Annotated in this window: 12 protein-coding genes; 5 read left to right on the top strand and 7 right to left on the bottom strand. The window is 65.9% G+C overall.

Annotated features, from left to right (window positions below; all coding sequences use genetic code 11):
• Positions 1–310: 310 nt before the first annotated feature.
• From pbpC to CLU88_RS20055, 3 genes are all read right to left on the bottom strand, one after another.
• Positions 311–2,644: a penicillin-binding protein 1C gene (pbpC, locus tag CLU88_RS20065; RefSeq protein ID WP_099659031.1), complete on the bottom strand. Its 2,334-nt coding sequence runs from the start codon at positions 2,642–2,644 to the stop codon at positions 311–313.
• Positions 2,645–2,733: 89 nt separating this feature from the next.
• Positions 2,734–3,120 carry a VOC family protein gene (locus tag CLU88_RS20060; RefSeq protein ID WP_099658110.1) on the bottom strand — a complete coding sequence of 129 codons (387 nt, stop codon included), beginning with the start codon at positions 3,118–3,120 and terminating at the stop codon, positions 2,734–2,736.
• A 67-nt stretch (positions 3,121–3,187) separates the two neighbouring features.
• Positions 3,188–9,211, bottom strand: coding sequence for an alpha-2-macroglobulin (locus CLU88_RS20055; protein WP_099658109.1), 6,024 nt, complete (start codon positions 9,209–9,211; stop codon positions 3,188–3,190).
• A gap of 221 nt (positions 9,212–9,432) precedes the next feature.
• On the opposite strand from CLU88_RS20055, the gene CLU88_RS20050 reads away from it, so the two are divergent.
• Positions 9,433–10,779 carry a tol-pal system YbgF family protein gene (locus CLU88_RS20050; protein ID WP_099658108.1) on the top strand — a complete coding sequence of 449 codons (1,347 nt, stop codon included), beginning with the start codon at positions 9,433–9,435 and terminating at the stop codon, positions 10,777–10,779.
• A 150-nt stretch (positions 10,780–10,929) separates the two neighbouring features.
• A complete protein-coding gene (locus CLU88_RS20045; protein ID WP_099655172.1) occupies positions 10,930–12,045 on the top strand; it encodes an ISAs1 family transposase in 1,116 nt (371 codons plus the stop codon).
• An 888-nt stretch (positions 12,046–12,933) separates the two neighbouring features.
• Here the strand turns inward: CLU88_RS20045 and CLU88_RS20040 are convergent.
• From CLU88_RS20040 to argH, 4 genes are all read right to left on the bottom strand, one after another.
• On the bottom strand, positions 12,934–14,415 hold the full coding sequence (locus tag CLU88_RS20040; RefSeq protein ID WP_099658107.1) for a rhomboid family intramembrane serine protease: 1,482 nt from the start codon (positions 14,413–14,415) through the stop codon (positions 12,934–12,936).
• Between the two features lie 55 nt (positions 14,416–14,470).
• Entirely contained in the window at positions 14,471–15,907 is a 1,437-nt protein-coding gene (locus CLU88_RS20035) for a diguanylate cyclase domain-containing protein (protein WP_099658106.1), read from the bottom strand.
• Positions 15,908–16,167: 260 nt separating this feature from the next.
• Entirely contained in the window at positions 16,168–17,163 is a 996-nt protein-coding gene (locus CLU88_RS20030; protein ID WP_099658105.1) for a Bug family tripartite tricarboxylate transporter substrate binding protein, read from the bottom strand.
• Between the two features lie 38 nt (positions 17,164–17,201).
• Positions 17,202–18,689, bottom strand: coding sequence for an argininosuccinate lyase (gene argH, locus CLU88_RS20025; RefSeq protein ID WP_099658104.1), 1,488 nt, complete (start codon positions 18,687–18,689; stop codon positions 17,202–17,204).
• 51 nt (positions 18,690–18,740) lie between these two features.
• On the opposite strand from argH, the gene CLU88_RS20020 reads away from it, so the two are divergent.
• From CLU88_RS20020 to CLU88_RS20010, 3 genes are all read left to right on the top strand, one after another.
• Entirely contained in the window at positions 18,741–19,943 is a 1,203-nt protein-coding gene (locus CLU88_RS20020) for a sensor histidine kinase (RefSeq protein WP_099658103.1), read from the top strand.
• Positions 19,940–20,689, top strand: a complete 750-nt coding sequence (locus CLU88_RS20015) for a LytTR family DNA-binding domain-containing protein (protein WP_099658102.1) — start codon at positions 19,940–19,942, stop codon at positions 20,687–20,689. Before CLU88_RS20020 ends, CLU88_RS20015 begins: the two co-directional genes overlap by 4 nt.
• A 76-nt stretch (positions 20,690–20,765) precedes the next feature.
• Positions 20,766–21,128, top strand: a complete 363-nt coding sequence (locus CLU88_RS20010; RefSeq protein ID WP_369827699.1) for a DUF2946 family protein — start codon at positions 20,766–20,768, stop codon at positions 21,126–21,128.
• The last annotated feature ends 75 nt before the right edge of the window (positions 21,129–21,203 follow it).

Raw genomic sequence — 21,203 nt, 5'->3', positions numbered from 1 at the left:
CAGGCCACGCCACATCGGTGCAAATTGGCAGGCAAACACCGGCTTGGCGCACCGGTTCAAGCGCCTGTGCACAAGAGGGGTCCTAGAGCCTGCGGACGATCTTCCAGCGGTCGCGCACCGGTCTTTGCGCAATGGCATGCGAGGCCCGGAGTGCCGCCCTCAGCTCAGCCACCGGCAAGCACCGCAGCGCAGCAGACCGCCCGCAAAGACCCGTGCCCGAAGGGTTGGAGCGAATTCCCCTGCGAGGCCATCAGCAGACTCTTTCGGGGGCTTTCGGGCTTTGTCGGTTTTTTGCCCGCCGCGCAAACGGTCAGCGCGCGCGCTGTGCCGCAGCCTGGGTTGCGCCCGGCGCCACGCCAGCGCCCCGCACTTCAAAGCGCACGGTGTCCAGCACCCGCCCCTGCGCATCGGTCAGCTCCAGCGTGTGGCGGCCCGGCCAGGGCAGCCATTCCAGCAGCGGCCCCCGGCCCAGCGCTTTGCCATCCATGCGCCATGCCACGCGGGCGCCCGCGTCGTCGCTCGCCTTCAGGCGCAGGCGCTGGGCCTGGGGAGGGATGTCCGGGTCCAGCGCAATGATCGTGCCCTGGACCGGCATCGCGATACGGGCAGCCTCGGGCGCCGCCTCCGCAGATTTAAGACTATTTTTGCCACTATCGCTTATGGAATAAGCGCTAGCAGCTACATAATTTATAGCAAATAACGCTTGCTGCGTGCCCTGCACAAACCACTCCTGGCGCGCAGCCTCCAGCGGCATGGGGGGCGTGCGGCGGCCTGGCTCTGCAGGGCCCGACGCGCCAAAGCGCACCGCCTGCTGCACCAGCCCCTGGGGAGCCCGGGGCGCGCGGCTGGGCTGGCGGGCGTGCAAAAAGCCCATCACCGCCGCCCACACCGGGGCCGCGCCGCTGGTACCGCTCACGTCGTGCATGGCCGCACCGCTGGCATTGCCCACCCACACGCCCACGGTGTAGCGCTCTGACCAGCCCACCGCCCAGTTGTCGCGCATGTCTTTGCTGGTGCCGGTTTTCACCGCCGTCCAAAAGCGGGTGGCCAGCACGCTGTCGGTGCCAAAGGTGCGGGCGCGGGCGTTGCCGTCCGACAAGATGTCGCCCACGATGAAGGCGGCACGCGGATCGAGCGCTGGCGTGAACACCGGGCGGGCGCTGGGCGGCAAGGCCGTGGTGGGGCTGAATCGCCCCCCGTTGGCCAGTGAACGGAACGCGTTGGTGAGCTGCAGCAGAGGCACCTCGGGGCTGCCCAGCGCCAGGCTGTAGCCAAAGTAGTCGCCGCTTTCGCGCAGCGGCAACCCCAGTGCCCCCAGCTGGCGGTGGAATGCATCGGGCGTGACCATGACCAGCGTGCGCACCGCAGGCACATTGAGCGAAGCCGCCAGCGCCGTGCGCGCCGACACCCAGCCCTTGAACTGGCGGTCGTAGTTCTGCGGGATGTACAACCCGCCAGAGGTCGCAATCTGCGCCGATGAATCGTCCACCAGCGACGCCGCTGTGAGCCGCCGCTCTGCAATCGCCTGCGCATACAAAAACGGCTTGAGCGTGGAGCCCGGCTGGCGCAAAGCCAGCACGCCATCGACCTCGCTGGCCTGGCTCAAGGTGCCTGATGAGCCCACCCACGCCAGCACCGCGCCAGCGGCGTTGTCCAGCACCAGCACGGCGCCATCTTCCACATTGCGGCCATGCAACTCGCGCAGTTGCTGCTGCAGGCTTTGCACCGCAAACCGCTGCAAGGGCGCGCGCACTGTGGTGCGCAGCGCCTGCTGGGCGGGGGCACCCACGGCAGCAGCGTTCCCGGCACTGGCGGCCTGGGTTGCCTTCGCAGCCTGCTGGCGCAACGCGTAGCGCGCAAAGTGCGGTGCGATGCCCTCGGTCGCATCAAAGGCACGGCGCTGCACGGCGGCGGTGGTGAACAGCTCCAACGCATCGCAGTCGGTCTGCGCAGCACGCGGCTGGGTTATGGCAGTCTTTGTGGCAGGCTGCATGGCACGCAGCACACCGCAGGCCCGCTGCGCCACCAGGGCGGGCTTGGCATTGGGGGCACGCACCAGGGCCGCAGCCACCGCAGCCTCGCGGTCGTCCAGGCCATGGGCGGCTTTGCCAAACAGGGTGCGGCTCAGCGCATCAATGCCCACCACCTCGCCACGAAACGGCACCAGGTTCAGGTAGGCCTCCAGAATCTGGTCCTTGCGCCAGCGCCGGTCCAGCACCTGCGCCGCCACCGTCTGCCCGATCTTTTGCACCACCGAGCGCCCGCCCGGCCCCTGGCGCCAGTCCCCATCGAGCAGCCCGGCCAGTTGCATGGTGAGGGTGCTGGCCCCCCGCGTGCGCTGGTTCCACAAGTTGCCCCAGGCGGCGGCCGATGCCGCGCGCCAGTCCACCCCGCTATGCTCAAAAAACCGCTTGTCTTCGCTCAGCACCAGCGCCGTGCGCAGCGCGGGCGACACATCGGCCAGCGGCACCCACTGGCCCCGGCGCACCGTGGCATCGGTGCGCAGGCGCTGCAGCACCTCGCCTTCGGCCGAGAGGATGACGGTGTCGGAGGGACGGAAGTCGGCGCGCACCTCGTCATAAGTAGGCAGCGCCCAGGCCACAGGGGCCACAACCAGGCTGGCGAGCAGCACAACCAGCCGCACACCAGATCGCGGCCATGTGGCGCAGGCACGGCGGGCAGACACTGGCGCCACGGCCTGCCTGTGCAACGCCTGGGCAGCGTGTTCTGGCTTCACACGGGAGCGTGGCACACCGCTTCGATGTTGTGCCCGTCCGGGTCCAGCACGAAAGCGCCGTAGTAATGGGGGTGGTAATGCGCCCGGATACCGGGCGCACCGTTGTCCCGACCGCCTGCCGCCAGGGCGGCCGCGTAAAACTGGTCCACTTGCAACCGGCTGTCCACACGGAATGCCACATGGACACGGGTGGGCGGCACGGCGCTGTCGATGATCCAAAAATCCGGCTTGGGCGGAACACCAAAACCCGCGTGGTCTGTGGTGCCCGTCTGGGCCGCAGAAACCTCCATCACCAGCGCATAACCGAGGGGCGCCAGCGCTTGCTGATAGAACGCGCGGCTTTTGGCAAAGTCCGTGGCGGTGATACCGATGTGATCGATCATGGCGATACGGTCTCCGTAGTGGCCTGTTCAAGCCGCTGCAAACTGCTGGACATGGGCGCGCGGGCTATCACTTCGCTGCCCCCACCTTCACCCGTGCATTCGGGTATTCGCCAAACATCTCGGGCGCATACATGGCCTCCACCCGGCTGGGGGGCAGGGCAAAGTCACCCACGTTGTTCAGGCGCACGGTGTATTCCATGGTGACGGTGCCCTTGGGCAGGTACTGGTAGTAGCTGCGGAAGGACTCAAAGCTGCGCTCTTCAAACGCAGCCCAGCCGCTGCCGCTTTGCTTTTCGCCCTGCGTGGCGATTTCCGAGTCGCGGCCCAGGCCGCTGCCCAGGATGGTGGCGCCGCCCGGGATCGGGTCGGTGATGGCCACCCAGGTCATGTCGGCGCTGGCGTTCACTTCCAGCTTCACGCGCAGCACGTCGCCACGGGTGTACTGGCCTGCAGGCAACGACTTGTTGGCCTGCTCGACGGGGGTCACGGTCTTCTTGATGGAGTAGCCCGCCGCGAACGGCGCCTTCAACTCCACCGCCGCCACCGATTGCAGGGTGAGCCAGGGCTTGCCTGTGCCCTGGTGGGTCACCTCCAGCGCCTCTTTGCCACCCGCCTTGCCCCAGGGCAAGAACATGCTGTTGTTCTTCAGGTTACCCGGTGCTGCGGGCGCGCCAAACCAGGTGGTCTGGTGGGTGGCGCCGCTGGCGTCGGTGGCCTTGATGCGTTCGACCTTGCTCCAGTCCACGCTGGCGTTGTTGCCGCCCATGGTCGCCTTGGTGGCGCCCGCCACGGGGGTGGCTTCAAACTTGGCGCTGAACTTCTCCAACGCCAGGCCGCCCCACAGGTTGGCGGTGGTGGTGTGCCAGGCACCAGCCTGCTGGCGGCTGATGAAGCCGTTGGCCAGGCGGCCCATGTCGTCCTTCCAGGTGGGGTCGTCCATCACGGCCAGCATCAGGCGTGCAGTGTTCACGTCACCGTTTTGCATCAGCCACCACCAGTAGTCGTCCTGCTCGGTGCTGAAGATGAGCTTGGTGCCCTGGAACGACAGGCGCGCACGCAGGATCTGCATGGCCTCGGCCAGGCGCTTGTCGCGCTCGGGCACATCGGCCACGCGCTTCAAAACATTCACCCAATCGATCACCGAGTGCGTGGGCCACTGGTTGGGCGCAATGGTGATGCTGCTGACCATGCGGCCCTGGGCCTTGCCATAGCGCGACAGTGCTTCGATGGCAGCGAGCTTGCGCATGTCCAGGTCTTTGCGTGGGCTCCAGAGGTTGCGCTGGATGCGGCCCTCGATGAAGGCGATCAGGCCACGCTCCATCGGCGCGCGGGCTTCGTCGGGCAGCGCAAAGGCGGGGTCGATGGCTGCGGCCTCGTGCGTGGCGGCCAGCACGTAGGCGGTGAGCGTGTCACTGCCGGTGTTGGCATCGCCGCTGCGTGGCGGGAAGTAGTTGGCCAGGCCGTCGCTGTCCAGGTACGTGGGCAGCTGCGCCACCACGGTTTGCCAGAGCTTGCCATCGCGCAGGCCCACGGCCTTGCTGGTCTTTTGCTCCAGGCAGGCAAATGGGTAGGCAGCCCACCAGTCGCGCACACCGGGCAGGCCTTCGGCCAGCTTGGGTTGCAGCGACATCTTCAGCCCGCCCCGGCCGGGGATGGCGTCGGCGGGCGGGGCTGCGTCCAGTGCGAACTTGCCATCCACCTGCACCAGCGTGGCCTGCTGCACCGTGAGCGGCACTGCAGGCACGATGCGCTGGCGGGCCTTCAAGGCATCGGTAGCGCCCGCCGTGGTGTCGCGCGCCTGGATTTCCCACAGGATGGCTTCGGCGCGGGTCTGCGCCAGCTGCGCGGGTGCGGTCACATCCCAAGCCACCTCGCGGGCTTCACCGGCAGGGATGTCGATGGTCTGGGGCTTGAGCTCCAGCAGCGTGGCGCGCGGTGCCACTTCGACCTTCATGGCCGCCTTGGTGGTGTTGCGCAGCGTGATCTGCGCACGGAAGTTATCGCCCTCGCGCACCAGTGGCGGCAGGCCGCTGATGATCTGCAAATCTTGCGTCGCGCGGATGCTGGTGCTGCCGGTGCCAAACAGCCCCGCAGACGCATCAGCCACCGCCACGATCTTGAAGGTGGTCAGGGCATCGTTGAGCGGCACCGTCACCTTGGCCTGGCCGTTGGCATCGAGCTGCACATTGGGGTTCCACAGCAGCAGCGTGTCGAGCAGCTCACGCGTGGGTGAGCGGCCACCGCCACCGCCTGCGGGCACGGCCTTTTTGCCGTAGTGGCGCCGGCCAATGATTTCAGACTGCGCGGTCGCTGTCTGCACGCCCCAGCTGCGGCGCTGCAGCATGGCTTCCAGCAGGTTCCAGCTGGTGTTGGGCATCAGCTCCAGCAGGGCCTGGTCTACGGCGGCCAGCGCTACCTCGGCATTGGCCGCAGGCTTGCCGCCGGGCAACGTGGCGGTGATGGTGATTTGCGCCTTGCCGCGCACGGGGTAGCTCTCCTTGTCAGCCGTCACCTTCACATCGATCTGGTGGGCCTGGGTGCCCACGCGGATCTCGGCCAAGCCCAGGCGGAAGGCGGGTTTGGACAAATCGACCAGCGCCGTGGGCGCCTGGTATTCCTTGCCTTCGTACCAGAAGGCACTCCACCACTCGGTGGGCGCCTTGAAGCCCCAGGTAAAGAAGCTGTACCAAGGCACCTCGCGCAGGCGCCCGCGCAGTGCCAGCACGCTCACATACACGTTGGGCCCCCAGTCCGACTGCACCTTGAGGCTCACGGTGGGGTCTTGCCCATTGAGCTGCACCACATGGGTTTCGATCACGCCCTCACGCTCCACCGCCACCAGGGCCGTGGCAAAGCGAAACGGCATGCGCACCTGGAACTTGGCGGTTTCGCCCACCTGGTAGCTCTTCTTTTCGGGCAGCAGGTCAATGCGGTCATGGTCCTCGCCACCAAACCACAGCTCGCCCTGGCGGGTGACCCACACGGACGAAGCGGCCTCGCTGGTGTTGCCATCGCGGTCGGTGGCAGTCACCACCAGTTCCACTTCGCCCGCCTCGTCCAGCTTGGCTTCGCACAGCAGCAAGCCCCGGCTGTCGCTCTTGCCCGTGCACACTGTGCCCAGGTCTTTGGTCGACGTCTGGTTGTCGTAGCTGTAGAAGCCGCCCACCATGCGCTTGCGCGTGGTGGTGGTGATGCGCGCCACGGCCTGCACCTGCAGCGCCGTGCCCGGCGCAGCCTGGCCGTTGTGCTGCAGGGCCAGGGCCTGGAAGCGGATCTTCTGGCTGGCCGATGCCCAACCCTCGGTCTTGACCCCCGCCACCACGCCCGCTGGCCACAGGGTGTGGGTGCTGCGCAGGGTTTGCACTTCGCCATTGGGGTCGGCGTAGGTGGCCTCCAGCAGCAGGTCTTGCGGGCGGCGGGCCTGGGGCAGGTTGTCGATGCTCACCTTGCCTGTGCCGTTCTTGTCCAGCGTCAGCGGCAGCTTGTCGGCCACCACGCGGGCGTCCTGGCTGGCGGCGGCTTCTTCGTCATCACCCGCCCCGGCCGATGCGCCTGCAGCGCCCTTCTGGCGCGGGGGGTTGAAGCTGAACATGTCGTAGTCGGGGTACTGCAGCACCTTGTCACGCACCAGGGCCGACACGCGCACCGGCAGGTTGGCCGCGCCACCACCGGCCACGTAGTTGATCTGCACATCGGTGGGCACCGCACGGGCCCGCACCAGCGGCTTGCTGTCGGACGGGGCGATGCGCCCTTCCAGCACGGGCAGGCGGAACTCCTCCACCCGGAATTGGCCGGTGGCGATGGTGCCCCGGTCGCTATCGTTGTCACGCAGCTCAATGGTGTACTGGCCCAGCTTGGCCGCAGGCGGAATGGCAAAACTGTTCATCGCGCTCAAGCCGCCCGTGGGCGTGCGGCGCCACTGCACGGCTTGCTCAAACTGCTGGCCACTGCCCACATGGGTGATGAGCAGGGTGCCAGGGCCGGACTTGGGAGTCTCCAGGCCCTTGCGCGACTCGTGGCGATAGAAGTGCTTCATCGACACCGTCTCACCCGCACGGAACAGGGCGCGGTCGAGCAGGGTGTGGGCGCGCTGGTCGGGCTGGGCCTGGCTGCTGGTGGGCACATTGAAGCGCCAGGGCTCAATGCCCTTTTGCCAGTCGCTCCAGGTGAAGGCCATGTCTTCCACACCGCCCTCGGTGTGGCGAGCGCTCACGAAATAGGCCGACGAGCCCTGGGCGTAGTCTTCATTGGTGTTGCACGAGGGCGGCACGGGCGACAAGCCTTCGATATTGGCCACGCCCTGCTCGTTGGTGATGGCCTGGGCCAGCTCGCGCCCGTTGCAGTCCGACACCCGCACCTTGGCACCCTGCATGGGCTTGCCCTTGTCCAGCGACGTGACCCAGACCACGGCGTTTTCACGCCCCAGCTTGAAGTGCACGCCCAGGTTGGTGACCAAGGCAGAGGTGCGCACGTACATGGTGCGGCCATCGCCATGGCGCTCGTCCAGCAGCGAGGCGCCCAGCTTTTGCGAGGCGATCTCCACCACATGGAAGCCCGGTGGCAGCGGAATGCCCACCACCTCGAACGGGCGCAGCTCTTTGCCGGTGACTTGGGGCAAGTCCAGCGTCTTGACACCGCCCTGCCCCGCCAGCAGCGAGAGCATGCGCGTTTGCACGTAGTCACGGTCGTCGTCCACCACCTTGGGCAGCGAGCCCTTCACATCCCGCGCGGCCACGCGGCGCTGGACGTTGTAGCTGTCGTAGCGGGCCACCTTGCGGAACCAGGCAATGATGTCTGCATCGGTGGACGGCTTGAGCGTGCTCACCTTGCCCGTAGGAGGTGTGAGCGATGTCGGCGCCACCATGCCGCCTGGCTGCAGGCCTTGCACTTTCAGGCCCGCCTCCACGTTGCGCAGGGTCACGGGCAGCAAGGCCGGGCCATCGGCCCCTTCGGCAAAGCGCTCGACCACGCCAAAGGACGCAGCCGCAAACTTGGCCAGCGGCGGCATGCCCGCCGTGGCCACCTTCAGCGGAAAGCTGGCGGCATTGCGCAGCGGCCGCCCTGCGGCGTCCTTGAAGTCCTTGGGCAATTCCACAGTGAACGAGGTCTGCTCGGGCAGGGGCGCATCGAACTGAATGCCGTTGACCAAGGCGTCGGCATCCTTGTCACCACCATCTTCGCGCCCATACGCAACCGCCTTGAGCGTTTCCTTGGCGGACTTGAGGCGAATCGCCATCGCCAACTTGCGCGGCACCGGGGCGTTGAAGGACAACACCATGGGCCGCAGCGGCAGGCAGGCAGCCTGGGCGTTTTCACGCTCGCAATTGAACTCGGCCGAGAACGGCTCGCGCACTTTGTAGGTGAAGCGCTTTTCGACCGCATTCGCCACGCCACTGGGTGTGGCCACGCCCTTGCCAAACACCAGTTGCAGTTGCGAGCCCGAGGTGAGCCTCCGGTTGCACGCCAGTGCTGGAAACTGCAGCGGGTCTTTGGCCGCCCGTTTGTCCAGACCCAGCGATTTGAGAATGTCGCTGCGTTGGGCGCCTTCGATCATGCGCACGGGCACGCGCTCGCCCACCCCGTCCAGCACGCACCACACGTTGGCCTGCACGCTCTCGGTGGTGGCGGGGCCATTGAGCTGCAGCACGAAGAACTGCTCTTCGTCGATCTGCTCGTAGGTGTTGGGACGCACGCTTTGCACGAACGGCCCGCCGCTATTGAATTGATAGCTTTTAGCGCCCGTCAATGCGGCGCCAGAGGCTGGTTTGAAGTCAGGCTTGACAGTGGCCGTGCAGCGCATGCCGGGGGGCAGGTCGGCCTCAAAGTCAAACACCCACTCGCGCTCGCTGGTCCAGCGGCCCGTGCCCTTGGAGGCTGCGGCGTCGTTGCAGCTGATGGCCAGGGGCGCTGGCGCCTTGGGGTCGCCAAAATTCACCGCCGCCGCGTCGAACTTGGCCACCGCCTGGCGCACCCGCGCCACCTCGCCCTGCGGGCTGAAGCTGACGATCTGCAACGCCTGCGCCTGGGCGGCCCACAACAACCCGCCCAGCAGCAGTGCGCTGACCGGGGCTTTCCTCCAAAGTGTCTTCATTTGTGCTTTTTGCTCTTGCCTGCAAGGGCTCTGAGCGTAGCCGATACACCCGCTCAGGCGCCACCCTGCGCCGCCTGTCCAGAGTGTGAATATGTGAGAAAGTGCTGCAGATGCGAGCACATGTGTGCGCCCTATACTCCTGCGCAACAATTGGCGCTGCCCAGGCACACAGAGGCACCACAAAGGCAGCGCACCCCGCGCAGGGAGGCGGGAGCACCACCATGGCCATACATGCAACGGGCATCGACCCATCTGCCCAGCCCGCCAAACGGCCCGCGCCGTTCTGGCAGCGGCTCAACACCTTCTTCACCTTTCCGCTGCAATCCAAGCCGCTGATGTACAGCCTGCTGCTGGCGCTGTCCAGCATGCTGTTCAAGGTGATTTTTTTCCTGCCCGACGCCCTGGGCATCCTGATCGTGGAGATCGGTATCCTTCTGGCTGCCTCCCGCTACAGCTTCAAGGTGACTGCCTTGGGCTCACGCGGCATCTACAAGGCCGAGGACTACCCCTCCGAGCTGGACCCCGACTGGAAAAACCTGCCCTGGAAGCTGTTCGCCATCCTGATGGTTCAAGGCTTCGTCGTAGGTTGGCTGCAGCGCCTGAGCCCCACCCTGGGCACCCTGGCCTGGCTGGCCGTGTGCTTCTTGCTGCCTGCCACGCAAATCGTGCTGGTGCAAACCTGCAGCTTTACGGAAACCCTGAACCCCGCCAACGCCTGGAACGCCGTGCGCACCATTGGCTGGCCGTACCTGCTGCTGTGCCTGTTCCTGTTTTTGCTGAGCCAGGGCACCTTCATTGCGCTGGGCATGCTGCTGCCGCTCTTCAAGGGCTGGATCCTGCTGCCCATCGTCAACTGGGTGCTCATCTACTTCAGCTGGGTCATGGCCAGCCTGCTGGGCTATGCCATGTACCAAAACCACGAGGCATTTGGCATTGACCTGCTGCCCGGCGCAGGCCTGGACGACGACGAAACCCCGGTGGACCGCCGCACCCCCCGCCAGATTGAGCAAGACGCCATCGACGCCCAGGTGGCCGAGTTGGTCACCGCAGGCAATGTGACCGCCGCCGTGGCCATGGCCTACGAAGAGCAGCGCACCCGGGGCGAAGAGGTGCCCGCGCAGCGCCGTTACCACCGCGTGCTGGCGCTGGCCGAAGGCAAAACCGCCACGCTGCTGGACCACGCGCAGCGCTACATCCCGCTGCTGCTGCGCTCGGGCCAGAGCAGCGACGCCATCAAGGCCTTCCAGACCTGCCGCAGCAAGGATGCCGATTTTGTATTGCAAGACGCCGCCGCCACCCTGAACCTGGCCAAGGCCGCCTGGAATGCGGGCGACGCTTCGCTGGCCTTGGCGGTGCTGCAGGGTTTTGACCGCCGCTTCAAGGACCACGACAGCGTGCCCGCCGCCTACGAGCTGGTCGCCCGTGTGCTGCTGCAGGGCTTGAACCGCACCGACATGGCCCTGCGCGTGCTGGCCACACTGGAGTCCCGCCACCCGGATGCGGAAGCGACACGGGAGACGCGCTGGCTGCTGCGCAACCATTTGCCGCAGGGGGCTGCGGGGGGTTGATAGTGGAATTAGGCGCTAGTGCTTATGGAATAAGCGCTAGCAGCTATTGAATTGATAGTGATTGCCTGGACGCCCCAGGGCAATCGCATCTAAATAGATGCAGCTATTTGCGGCGAAACTGCAGCGTGTGATCACCCAACCAACGCTCCCGTGACCCTGCTGCAGCACCTGCAAGTCATCCCCGACCCGCGCCTAGAGCGCACGCGTCGCCATGAACTCCAATCCATCCTGGCCATAGCGCTGTGCGCAACCATCGCAGGCGCAGACAACTGGGTGGAAGTAGCCGAGTTCGGCGAGTTGCACCACGACTGGTTCATTCGTTTCGTTCCGCTGCCCTCAGGCATTGCCTCGCACGACACCTTCGCGCGAGTGTTTCGCCTGCTTGACGCCAAGCAACTAGAGCTGGCCTGCCAACAGTGGCTGGCCCAAGTGGCGGGCCGGGTATACGGCACAGTGGCGATTGACGGCAAAAGCGTGCGCGGCAGCAGCAAAGGGGAGGCTCGCAGGCCACTGCACATGGTCAGCGCCTGGGCTGCAGACATGGGATTGCTACTGGGCCAGTGCAAGGTTGATGGCAAGAGCAACGAGATCACCGCCATCCCCGAGTTGCTCAGGCTGCTGCACCTCAAAGGCTGCATCGTCACCATCGATGCCATCGGCTGCCAAAAGAGCATCGCCCAGCAGCTTCACGAGCATGGTGCGGCTTATGTTCTGTCCCTCAAAGGCAACCAGCGGCACATGCACGCAGTGGTTCAAAAGCACTTTGAAGTGCAGGCGAGCCAAGAGCCGCCCGATGAGAACACCTACACCGAGCGCTCAAGCGGCCATGGGCGCCAGGAGCTGCGCAGCTACCGGCTCAGCCCCGTGCCCGAGGCATTGCAGCGAGCGGCAGTGCACTGGCCGGGGCTGGCCAGCGTGGTGCAAGTCACGCGCCAGCGCCAACAAACGGGAGGCGAGGCTAGCGAAGAAGTCAGCTACTACCTGAGCAGCTTGCCAGTGCACACGCCTGCACGGGTGCTGGCGCACAGTATCCGTTCGCACTGGGCGGTGGAGAACCAGTTGCACTGGAGTCTGGATGTGGCGATGCGCGAGGATGCGGCGCAGTCCTATAAAGACCAGGGACCGCACAACCAGACGCTGCTGCGGCGCATGGCGCTGCAGTTGCTCAAGAGTGACACGTCGGTGAAGGTGGGTGTGCAGGCAAAGCGCAAGCGCGCTGGCTGGGATGTGGGCTATCTGGCACATGTCCTGGGCATCAGGGTTTAGATGCGATTGCCCTGCTGGACGCCCCGGCCCGTTCGGGCTGAGCCCGTCGAAGCCTGGGCTTGCGCGCTGATCGGACGGCATGCCTGTGCTGAAGGCGGGTGCCGGGATGTGCCCCCGGCGGGGCACCTTCTTTTCTTGCGTCGCCAAGAAAAGAAGGCAAAAGAAGGCGACCCCACTGTCTGCGTCCCCAGCGCTGCGCACTGGGGCAACCTGCGGTGCTCGCGTCCAGCGGGGTCTCGCTCAAACTCGCTTCACTGCGTTGCGCTCAAACAGTCGCGAGCCCTAATCCGCTGGCCGCTACGCTCCTCGGCGCATACAGAGGGGCGGGACAGCCAACATCCACTCGGGCCATCGCTTCGCTCGGCCTTGCCTGCGCAGCGCGTAGCGCTTGCGCCCGCGAGGTGAGGTCGAGCGCAGCGACGACCCGTGTGGATGTTTGGATGTTCGGCTGTTTGGCTATCCACCCCCTGTGGCTGCGCCTGCGGCGGGGCGGTTGCGGGGTGGCACGCGCGTCGGAGCGCGCGTGCTTCGTGAACTGACTCGCCGCGGCTGTCCGAACGGAGCGCTTCAGCGCGCAGTGAGTTTCGCGGCGCACCCCGCAACCGCTCCGACGCAGGTTTGCCCCGAAGCAAAGCGCAGGGGTCGCAGACTTGGGGTCGCTTTTTCTTTGGTGACTTTCTTTTGGCGAAGCAAAAGAAAGTTACTGCGCCGCCGGGCGCACTCCCCGGCTCCCGCACTCAGCACAGGCATGCCACCAGATCAGCAAGCAAGCCCAGGCTTCGACAAGCTCAGCCCGAACGGACGGGGAAGTGATAACCAACTATCAAATTAATAGCTACCAGCGCTTACCCCACATGCGCTAGAGCCAAATTCAACGCAAACCACCTCCTACACCCCACCCAACACCTGCAACGCCGGACTCCCAGGTGCCAGCTGCTGCAACTGCGGCCCTAACAAAGCCGCCTGCTCCCGCCGCCCCGCATGGCACAGGGCCGACACCAACATGCCCAGCGTCTCACCCAACTCCGGATGCGTAGGCGCCGTCTTGTGCAAAGCGTTGAACAGCTTCTCCGCATCGCCCCACTGGTGCGCACGGGCAAAGCGGCGGGACAAGCGGGCCATGTCTTCCGGCTGCAAACGGGCACCGGGCTTGGCTTTCTCAAAATAGGTGCGATAGCTCGCGTGCTGAAACTGCAGCGTCTGCTCGTCATGCGCCTGCAGACGGAAGATGCGCCGCGCCGCGCGGTGAAAGTCTTCGCTGTCGGGCCACAGCGACGCCGTCTTGAACCAGGCGCTCAGCACCTTCTGGTCTTGCGGGCGCAGCTTGGCCGCTGCGCGCCACTGGCCCAGCGCCTGTTCAAACTTCATGCCCTGGGCCAGGCGCTGGGCGCTGGCTACGTGGGCGTCAAAACCATCGTCGGCTGCGGCATCGGCCTCCTCCTGCGTCACCGGCACCTCCAGCGGCTTGCGGCGCACCAGCATGACCAGCGCCATGAGCGAGGCCCCGGCGAGCAAGCCGCCCAAGTGGGCCATGTAGGCCACGCCCTTGCCGCTGAGCCAGTGCTGCAGCAACTCGTTCGCAATCCACGCGGGCAGCAGCAACAACGCAGGGGCCGTGACGTAGTTGAAGTAGAAAAACAGCTGGTAGAAAAACCGCACCCGACGCAAGCGGTACAGCACGGCATACATGCCCATCAGGGCCGATACCGCCCCCGAGGCGCCCAAGCCATAACTGCCCATGCCCGCATAGGCCCAGCCCGCTAGCAGCGAGCCCCCCAGGCCGCCCAGCAGGTAAAACGCCAGGTACAGGCCGCGCCCCAACGCCAGCTCGACGGAGAAGCCGAACAGAAACAAAAACACCATGTTGCCGATGAGGTGCCCATTGCTGCCGTGCAAGAACGTGGCCGTGAGCCAGGTGACCGGGCGCAGCTCAGCATCTTTGGCATAGCTTTGCGCCCACTTGCGGGTGAAGGGAGCGGGCAGCCGGCCTTCGTACTGCGTGCGGGCGGACTTCCAGTCCATGTAGTGCGCGTCCTGCAGGGGCACAAAGCCCGGGCTTTTCAGGCGCTGCTGAAAGCCGTCCTCCTGCTCCATCCAGCGCAACAGCATGCGGTAGTTGCCCGCCTTTTGCAGCGCACGGGCCTCCTTGAGGTGCTTGTCGCGGGTTTCCTCCAGCCAGGCCACAAAGCGGGGCACCTCGATGGCGGGCAAGGGGCTGGACACGTAATAGGTGGCAGCGCGGTCGCGGGCATTTTCTTCGCTGCGCTGAGGGCCCCAGAACACGATCATGTTGACCAAGATCAGCAGCACGGTCATCCACGGCGGGTTGCGCCAGGTGGGGCGGTGTTCCAGGGGTATGGCGTAAAACATCGGGCGATTTTGCGGGCATTTTGCGCAGCCGATGCAAAGCCGTTGAATGCGCGGTCTAAGGCGCCGGGTGTGTTGTGCCAAACGCCTCGGCCAAAGAGGCCACGCCTTTACCGTTGCGTTTGCTGGCGTACAGGGCGCGATCGGCGCGGTCAATGAGTGCTGTGAGCGGCTCCGTGGGGTCGCCTTGGAACAAGGCCACACCAATGCTGGCGCTGGCAAGCACGTACTGGCCATCGTCCAGACCAATGGGGGCCACCAGCGACAGCAGCACCTTGTCAGCGACATCCATGGCGATCTCTGGGGTCGTGACGGCATTCAACACCATGGCAAACTCATCCCCGCCCAGCCGAGCGGCTGTGTCGTTGGCGCGGGCGAGCCCGGCCAGCCGCTGGGCCACGCGTTCGAGCACCTGGTCCCCTGCGCGGTGCCCCAGGCTGTCGTTAATGCCTTTGAAGCCGTCCAGGTCCACCAGCAGCAGCGCCCCCGCCCGTTGGTCGCGGTGTGCCGTGAGCACGGCCTGCGAAAGGCGGTCGTCAAACAGGCGGCGATTGGGCAGGCCGGTGAGCCGGTCGTGGCTGGCAAGGGCCAGCACCTGCTGGTGAGCGCGCACCAGCCGTGCGCTGAGCAAGCCCAGCAACAGCGCAAACGCATACGACAGCATGACCACCAGGGCGGGAACCCGCCCAGCAGCATGCCAGCCACCCGCAGGCACTGCGGCCAAAATCCAGTTGCCGCCCCCTGGCAAGGGCACATCCAGGGTGGCGGGCGCTTCGTCAAAAATTTGCGGGCGGCCCATGAATACGGCCCCCTGGGCACCCATGGCATCGAGCCCGCGCGCAGCGATCTGAAAACCCATCTGCTCGGTGTTCAGCCCGGCATCGGCAAACAAGGCGTCGGCATTCACCGTCAGGGAGACGATGCCCCAAAAGCGAGGCTCGGCCACCACAGCGGGCTGTGGATTGGATGCGAGAAACACGGGCGTGCGACTGACAATGCCGAGCCCGCCCTGCACCAAGGTGATAGGCCCGGCCACCACGGTGCGACGGGTCTGGATGGCACGCTCCACAGCACCACGCTGCTGGGGGTTGTCCATGTAGCGCAAGCCCAGCGCCCGCTCATTGCCCAGACGGGGGTAGATGTCGCTGATGACGTTGTCAGGCGCCAGAGCCAGGTTGCGGATGTTGCGTTGGTGCTCCAGCAGTCGCCCCACCACGGTGGCAAAGATTTCTGGCGACATGCCCCCCTGCGCAGCAATGAAGGCCGACACTGTCTCTGGCACTGAAAGGGTGCTCTGCAACTGGCGGTCCAGCCGATCGCGAATTTGCAGCAGCTGGCTTTGGGCCTGCGCCATGATCTCGGTGCGCGCCTTGGTGTGCGATATATCAATGACCAGCCACGCCAGCGCAGCGGCCAGCGCGGCGCTGCACAGGCCCACCACCAAAGGCAGGAAGCGGTGCTGAATCCAGTTGGCAGGCAAGCGGTGGGTGGGCATGCAAGCTTTCTATGGTGACAAAGACCGACTAAAAGTCCGGGGCGCCGCAAGCCTCTTCACGCACCCCGGCCCCGCATTCAAACATGGATACCGCTGGGCAGCCGCACTGCGCACAGTGCGCGTCTGACCACACCAATCACCAAAGCGGACACCTCTGCCGCAGACCTCAGCGGACGGAGCACCTCTGCCCCGCTGGCCTGTTGCAGAGGACACACACTGCAGACATGACAAAGACGCGACAAGATCAGCGGGCGCCGCCCTCACTGCGCCACAAACCCGCTGTTCTTGATGATGCGCGACCAGGCCTGGGTGTAGGCGTTCTGGCGCGTGGTCAGCTGCTGGGGCGTCATGTAGCCCACCGTCAGGCCCATGGTGGTGAGCTGGCTGTTCACCTCGGGCATGGCCACCACCTTGGCCAGCGCGTTAGAGAAATCAACCACAAACTTCTGCGGCGTGCCTGCAGGGGCGTAGATGCCGTAGTACGGGAGGTCTTCAAAACCCTTGAGGCCCAGCTCGTCAAACGTGGGCACATCGGGCATGGCGGCCTGGCGCTTGGTGCCCAGCACGGCCACCACATGCACCTTGCCCGCCTTGTGGTTCTCGATGAAGTCCTGCACCGAGGCCACACCCGCGCTGATCTGGTTGCCCAGCATGTCGGCCATCATGGGGGCGCTGCCCCGGTAGGGGGCAGAGACCAGGTCGATCTGGTACTTCTCGCCCACCAGCTTGACCAGGAACTCGGGTGTGGAGGCGGGGGCCGGGATGCCCACCGCGCCTTTGCCCTTGCCCTGCGCCTTGACCCAGGCCACGTAGTCGTTGAACGACTTGGCCGGGGTGCCGCCCGAGACCGCGAACGCGTTCACAAACGTGGCAAAGCCGCCCACCGAGACAAAATCATGCACCGGGTCGTAGCCCGGGTTCTTCACCACCTGGGGCAGGATGGAGATGGTGTGGTCGTGCGACAGAAACAGCGTGTGGCCGTCGGCTGGCGATGCCTTGAGCGCCTGCGCCGCAATCTGGCCACCCGCTCCGGGGCGGTTGTCCACCACCACGGGCATGCCCAGTTCGTCCTTGAGCTTTTCAGCCAGCAGGCGGGCAATGGCATCGGTACCGCCGCCGGGCGGAAAGCCCACCAGAATGCGCACCGGCTTGGCCGACTGGGCCATGGCCAGCCCCATGGTGAGGGCAGCGCCCAGCGCCAGGGTGGCGCGGGCCGCACGCAGCAAGCCGCTGCGGCGCGAGAAGAACGTTGTCATGCGAGGGCTCCCGAAGTGGTGGTGCGGCTTTGCAAAAATCAAGCCAAACGGGCGCGGTGGCGGACCAGCTGGGCACGCACCTGGGCCGGGGCGGTGCCGCCCAACGTGTTGCGGGCGTTGAGCGAGCCGCGCAGGCTCAGGCACTCATACACGTCCTTTTCGATCTGCGGGTGAAAGCCCTGCAGCACGTTCAGGGGCAGTTCGGACAAATCGCAGTTGTGCGCCGTGGCGGCCTTCACGGCGTGGGCCACGGTTTCGTGCGCATCGCGGAAGGGCAGTCCCTTTTTGACCAGGTAGTCGGCCAGGTCGGTCGCCGTGGCGTAGCCCTTGAGCGCGGCCTGCTCCATCGCGGGCGCATTCACGGTGATGCCGCCTTCCTTCTTGCCCGTGGCAGGGTTCAGCTGGCCGCCCACCATTTCGGCAAAGATGCGCAGCGTGTCTTTGAGCGTGTCCACGGTGTCGAACAGCGGCTCCTTGTCTTCCTGGTTGTCCTTGTTGTAGGCCAGGGGCTGGCCCTTCATCAGCGTGATCAGGCCCATCAGGTGACCGACCACGCGACCGGTCTTGCCGCGTGCGAGTTCGGGCACATCGGGGTTCTTCTTCTGGGGCATGATCGACGAGCCGGTGGTGAAGCGGTCGGCGATCTTGATGAAGCCGAAGTTCTGGCTCATCCAGATGATGAGTTCTTCGGACAGACGGCTCACGTGCACCATGCACAGGCTGGCGGCGGCGGTGAACTCAATGGCGAAGTCGCGGTCGCTCACGGCGTCCAGGCTGTTCTGGCAGACCATGGGGGAGCCGTTCGCATCCACCATGCCCAGCGTCTTGGCCACGCGCTCGCGGTCCAGCGGGTAGGTGGTGCCAGCCAGCGCTGCGCTGCCCAGCGGCAGCACATTGGTGCGGCGGCGCACGTCGGCCATGCGCTCGGCGTCGCGCTTGAACATCTCCACATAGGCGAGCATGTGGTGGCCAAAGCTCACGGGTTGGGCCACCTGCAGGTGGGTGAAGCCGGGCAGGATCACCTCGACGTTTTGTTCAGCCACGTCGACCAGCGACACCTGCAGCTCTTTGAGCAGGTCGCCAATCAAATCAATCTCACCGCGCAGCCACAGGCGCACGTCGGTGGCCACCTGGTCGTTGCGGCTGCGGCCCGTGTGCAGGCGCTTGCCAGCGTCACCCACCAGCTGGGTCAGGCGGGCTTCGATGTTCAGGTGCACGTCCTCCAGGTCCAGCTTCCACTCGAAGGCGCCGGACTCGATTTCCGACGTGATCTGGGCCATGCCGCGCTGGATGGAGGCGTGGTCGGAGGCAGAGATGATGCCCTGCGCTGCCAGCATTTCGGCATGCGCCAGGCTGCCTGCAATGTCGGCCTGCCACAGGCGCTTGTCAAAGAAAACGCTGGAGGTGTAGCGCTTGACCAGGTCGCTCATGGGCTCGGAAAACAACGCAGACCAGGCCTGGGCCTTGGTGTCAAGCTGGTTGTGGGATGGCGCAGACGCGGCGTTGTTGGCTTGGCTGGAGGACATGGGAGGGCAATAATTGGATGGTTCAGACACCCGGACTGCCCGGATGCCGCAATGCAAAACACCCAAATTTTATCGACCCCGCCCCCCGCTCCGGCACAAGCGCCCTCTTTTGGGCCTGCGCAGCCGTCTGCGCAAGGGGGCAAAGCACCTGCAGGACGGGCTTTGGTGTTTGACGCCTGCCAACTGGGCGTGGTCCTGCGCGCCGTGCTGTTTGTGGAGGCCGTAGTGGGTGTGGGCACCATGTTCGGGGCCGAGACCTTTTACCAGTGGCTGGCCAATGTGGCCCTGATCACTGGCGGGGCCCTGCCCGCCACGCTGGCCTGGCTGGGCACGGCCTGCAGCATGAAAACGATGCTGCAGCGCCTGGGCACCGCCCACCAGTACACCGCGGGGGTGTTGCTGGGGGCGCTGGCAGGGGCCTATGCCTGCGCCATGCTCAAGCTGGCTGGTGTGGCCCCAGGCACCTCACCCTGGCTGGCGAGCGCGGCCTCTGGGGCACTGCTGGCGGCCATGCTGGTGGCAGCGCTGGTGCTGCGCGCACGGGGCCGCACACCCGCAGCCACCACAGCGCGCCTCACGGAGCTGCAGTCGCGCATTCGCCCGCATTTTTTGTTCAACACCCTCAACAGCGCCATTGCCCTGGTGCGCGAAGAGCCCGCCAAGGCCGAGTCGCTGCTGGAAGATCTGAGCGACCTGTTCCGGCACGCCCTTGTCGAGCAGGGCGAATCGGTCACGCTGGCCGAAGAAATCACCCTGGCCAAGCGCTACCTGGCCATTGAAGAAGTGCGCTTTGGCCACCGCCTGCAAGTGCAATGGAACCTGGACCCACGCACCGATGCCGCTCGACTGCCGCCACTGCTGCTGCAGCCGCTGGTGGAAAATGCGGTCAAGCACGGGGTCGAGCTGAGCCCGCGCGGCGGCAAGCTGCGGGTGCTGACCGAGCTGCGCGGCAGCCGGGTGGTGGTTCGCATCACCAACACTTTGCCGCCGTCACACATCAAGACAGAAGGAATGTCGCGCGGCCACGGCATTGCGCTGGCCAATGTGCGCGCCCGCCTGGCGCTGCTGCACGATGTGCAGGGCGAGTTCACCGCCGGGGTGCAAGATGGCCTCTACCAAGTGCGCATCACTCTGCCCGTAGAAGGCACCATGCGCCGTGCCCTGAAAGCCGAGCAAACCCTGGCCGCACGCAAGGCGCAGCGCAAGCCGCGCCGCCCCGCCCCCAGGCCCACCTCCAAAAGCCCTGCGCCATGAACATACTGATCGTTGACGACGAAGCCCTGGCCCGAAGCCGCTTGCGCACGCTGCTGAGCGACTGCGCCGACACCCTGCGCACCACCGTGGCCGAGGCCAGCAACACGGGCGAAGCCCTGGGCCTGCTCAGCCCGACAGGGGGGCGCGGGTTTGACGTGGTGCTGCTGGACATCCACATGCCGGGGCAAGACGGCCTTTGCCTGGCCCACGCCATACAGGCCCTGCCGCAGCCGCCTGCCGTGGTGTTCGTCACCGCCCACGCCGACCATGCAGTGAGCGCCTTTGAGCTGGACGCAGTGGACTACCTCACCAAGCCCGTGCGCCGCGAACGCCTGCAGCAAGCGCTGGCCAAAGTGCAGCGCCTGCAGCGGCCTGCCACCCCAGCCGCCATCGCCACCGTGCCCGAGGGCGAGACCCTGGTCATCCAGGACCGGGGCCGTACCGAGCGGCTGGCTCTGTCTGAGGTGCTGTACTTCAAAGCCGAACAAAAGTACGTCACCGTGCGCACAGCCACCCGCAGCTTCATCATGGATGGTTCGCTGAGCGAGTTGGAGACGCGCTACGGCACACGCTTCATGCGCATTCACCGCAACGCGTTGGTGGCCCGCCGCGCATTGCGCGCGCTGGAGAAGCACTACGACCCCGAAGAAGGCGAGGGTTGGGCTGTGCGATTGCAGGGCTCTACCGAGGTGCTTTCGGTGTCGCGCAGGCAAGTGGCTGCCGTGCGCGAAGAACTCGCCCGATAGGCACCGCAAACCGCCACATCGCTGCGCCAACGCAAGATGGCGCACCTGTCGCCCGGCATAATCCCCCGCCATGTCCATGCCACGCACCTTATCCATCTGGCGCCTTGTGCGCCTGTGGGTGCTGGCGTGGTTTGTCGGCTCCATCGGAGTGTCCGTGGCATCGCCACTGGTGCACCCACAGTCGCTAGAGGTCATTTGCTCGGGCTCGGGCGCCATCAAGTGGCTGGTGCAAACCGACGACGGAGCGGTCGAGATGGGCGCGACAGGCATGGACTGCCCTTTGTGTGCGCAGGCCAACGGGGCCCCGCCACCGTCCCCCGCCCAACCCCCACCGCCCACCAGCCCGCTGGCCCACGCGGTGCAACCGGTGCCCGCAGCGCGCATCGCCGCAGCCACAGCGGCGCCGCTGCCAGCGCGCGGCCCACCCTCTCTCCTCTGATCCGTTCGCTTTCTGCGTGCGCCTGACGGCATTGCCGTGGGGGTACGCAGGTCTTCGTTCGTTTGCACGGCAGCT

This window comes from Acidovorax sp. 56 (genome assembly GCF_002749705.1).
Lineage (GTDB): Bacteria > Pseudomonadota > Gammaproteobacteria > Burkholderiales > Burkholderiaceae_C > Acidovorax.
This window is presented reverse-complemented; position numbering and strand designations above follow the sequence as displayed.

Bases quoted from the DNA above. Each gene is read 5' to 3' on its own strand.
- CLU88_RS20050 (WP_099658108.1), top strand. From the start codon at position 9,433: ATGGCCATACATGCAACGGGCATCGACCCATCTGCCCAGCCCGCCAAA.
- argH (WP_099658104.1), bottom strand. From the start codon at position 18,689: ATGTCCTCCAGCCAAGCCAACAACGCCGCGTCTGCGCCATCCCACAAC.
- CLU88_RS20040 (WP_099658107.1), bottom strand. From the start codon at position 14,415: ATGTTTTACGCCATACCCCTGGAACACCGCCCCACCTGGCGCAACCCG.
- CLU88_RS20030 (WP_099658105.1), bottom strand. From the start codon at position 17,163: ATGACAACGTTCTTCTCGCGCCGCAGCGGCTTGCTGCGTGCGGCCCGC.
- CLU88_RS20035 (WP_099658106.1), bottom strand. From the start codon at position 15,907: ATGCCCACCCACCGCTTGCCTGCCAACTGGATTCAGCACCGCTTCCTG.
- CLU88_RS20060 (WP_099658110.1), bottom strand. From the start codon at position 3,120: ATGATCGATCACATCGGTATCACCGCCACGGACTTTGCCAAAAGCCGC.
- CLU88_RS20020 (WP_099658103.1), top strand. From the start codon at position 18,741: ATGCAAAACACCCAAATTTTATCGACCCCGCCCCCCGCTCCGGCACAA.
- CLU88_RS20015 (WP_099658102.1), top strand. From the start codon at position 19,940: ATGAACATACTGATCGTTGACGACGAAGCCCTGGCCCGAAGCCGCTTG.
- CLU88_RS20010 (WP_369827699.1), top strand. From the start codon at position 20,766: ATGCCACGCACCTTATCCATCTGGCGCCTTGTGCGCCTGTGGGTGCTG.
- CLU88_RS20055 (WP_099658109.1), bottom strand. From the start codon at position 9,211: ATGAAGACACTTTGGAGGAAAGCCCCGGTCAGCGCACTGCTGCTGGGC.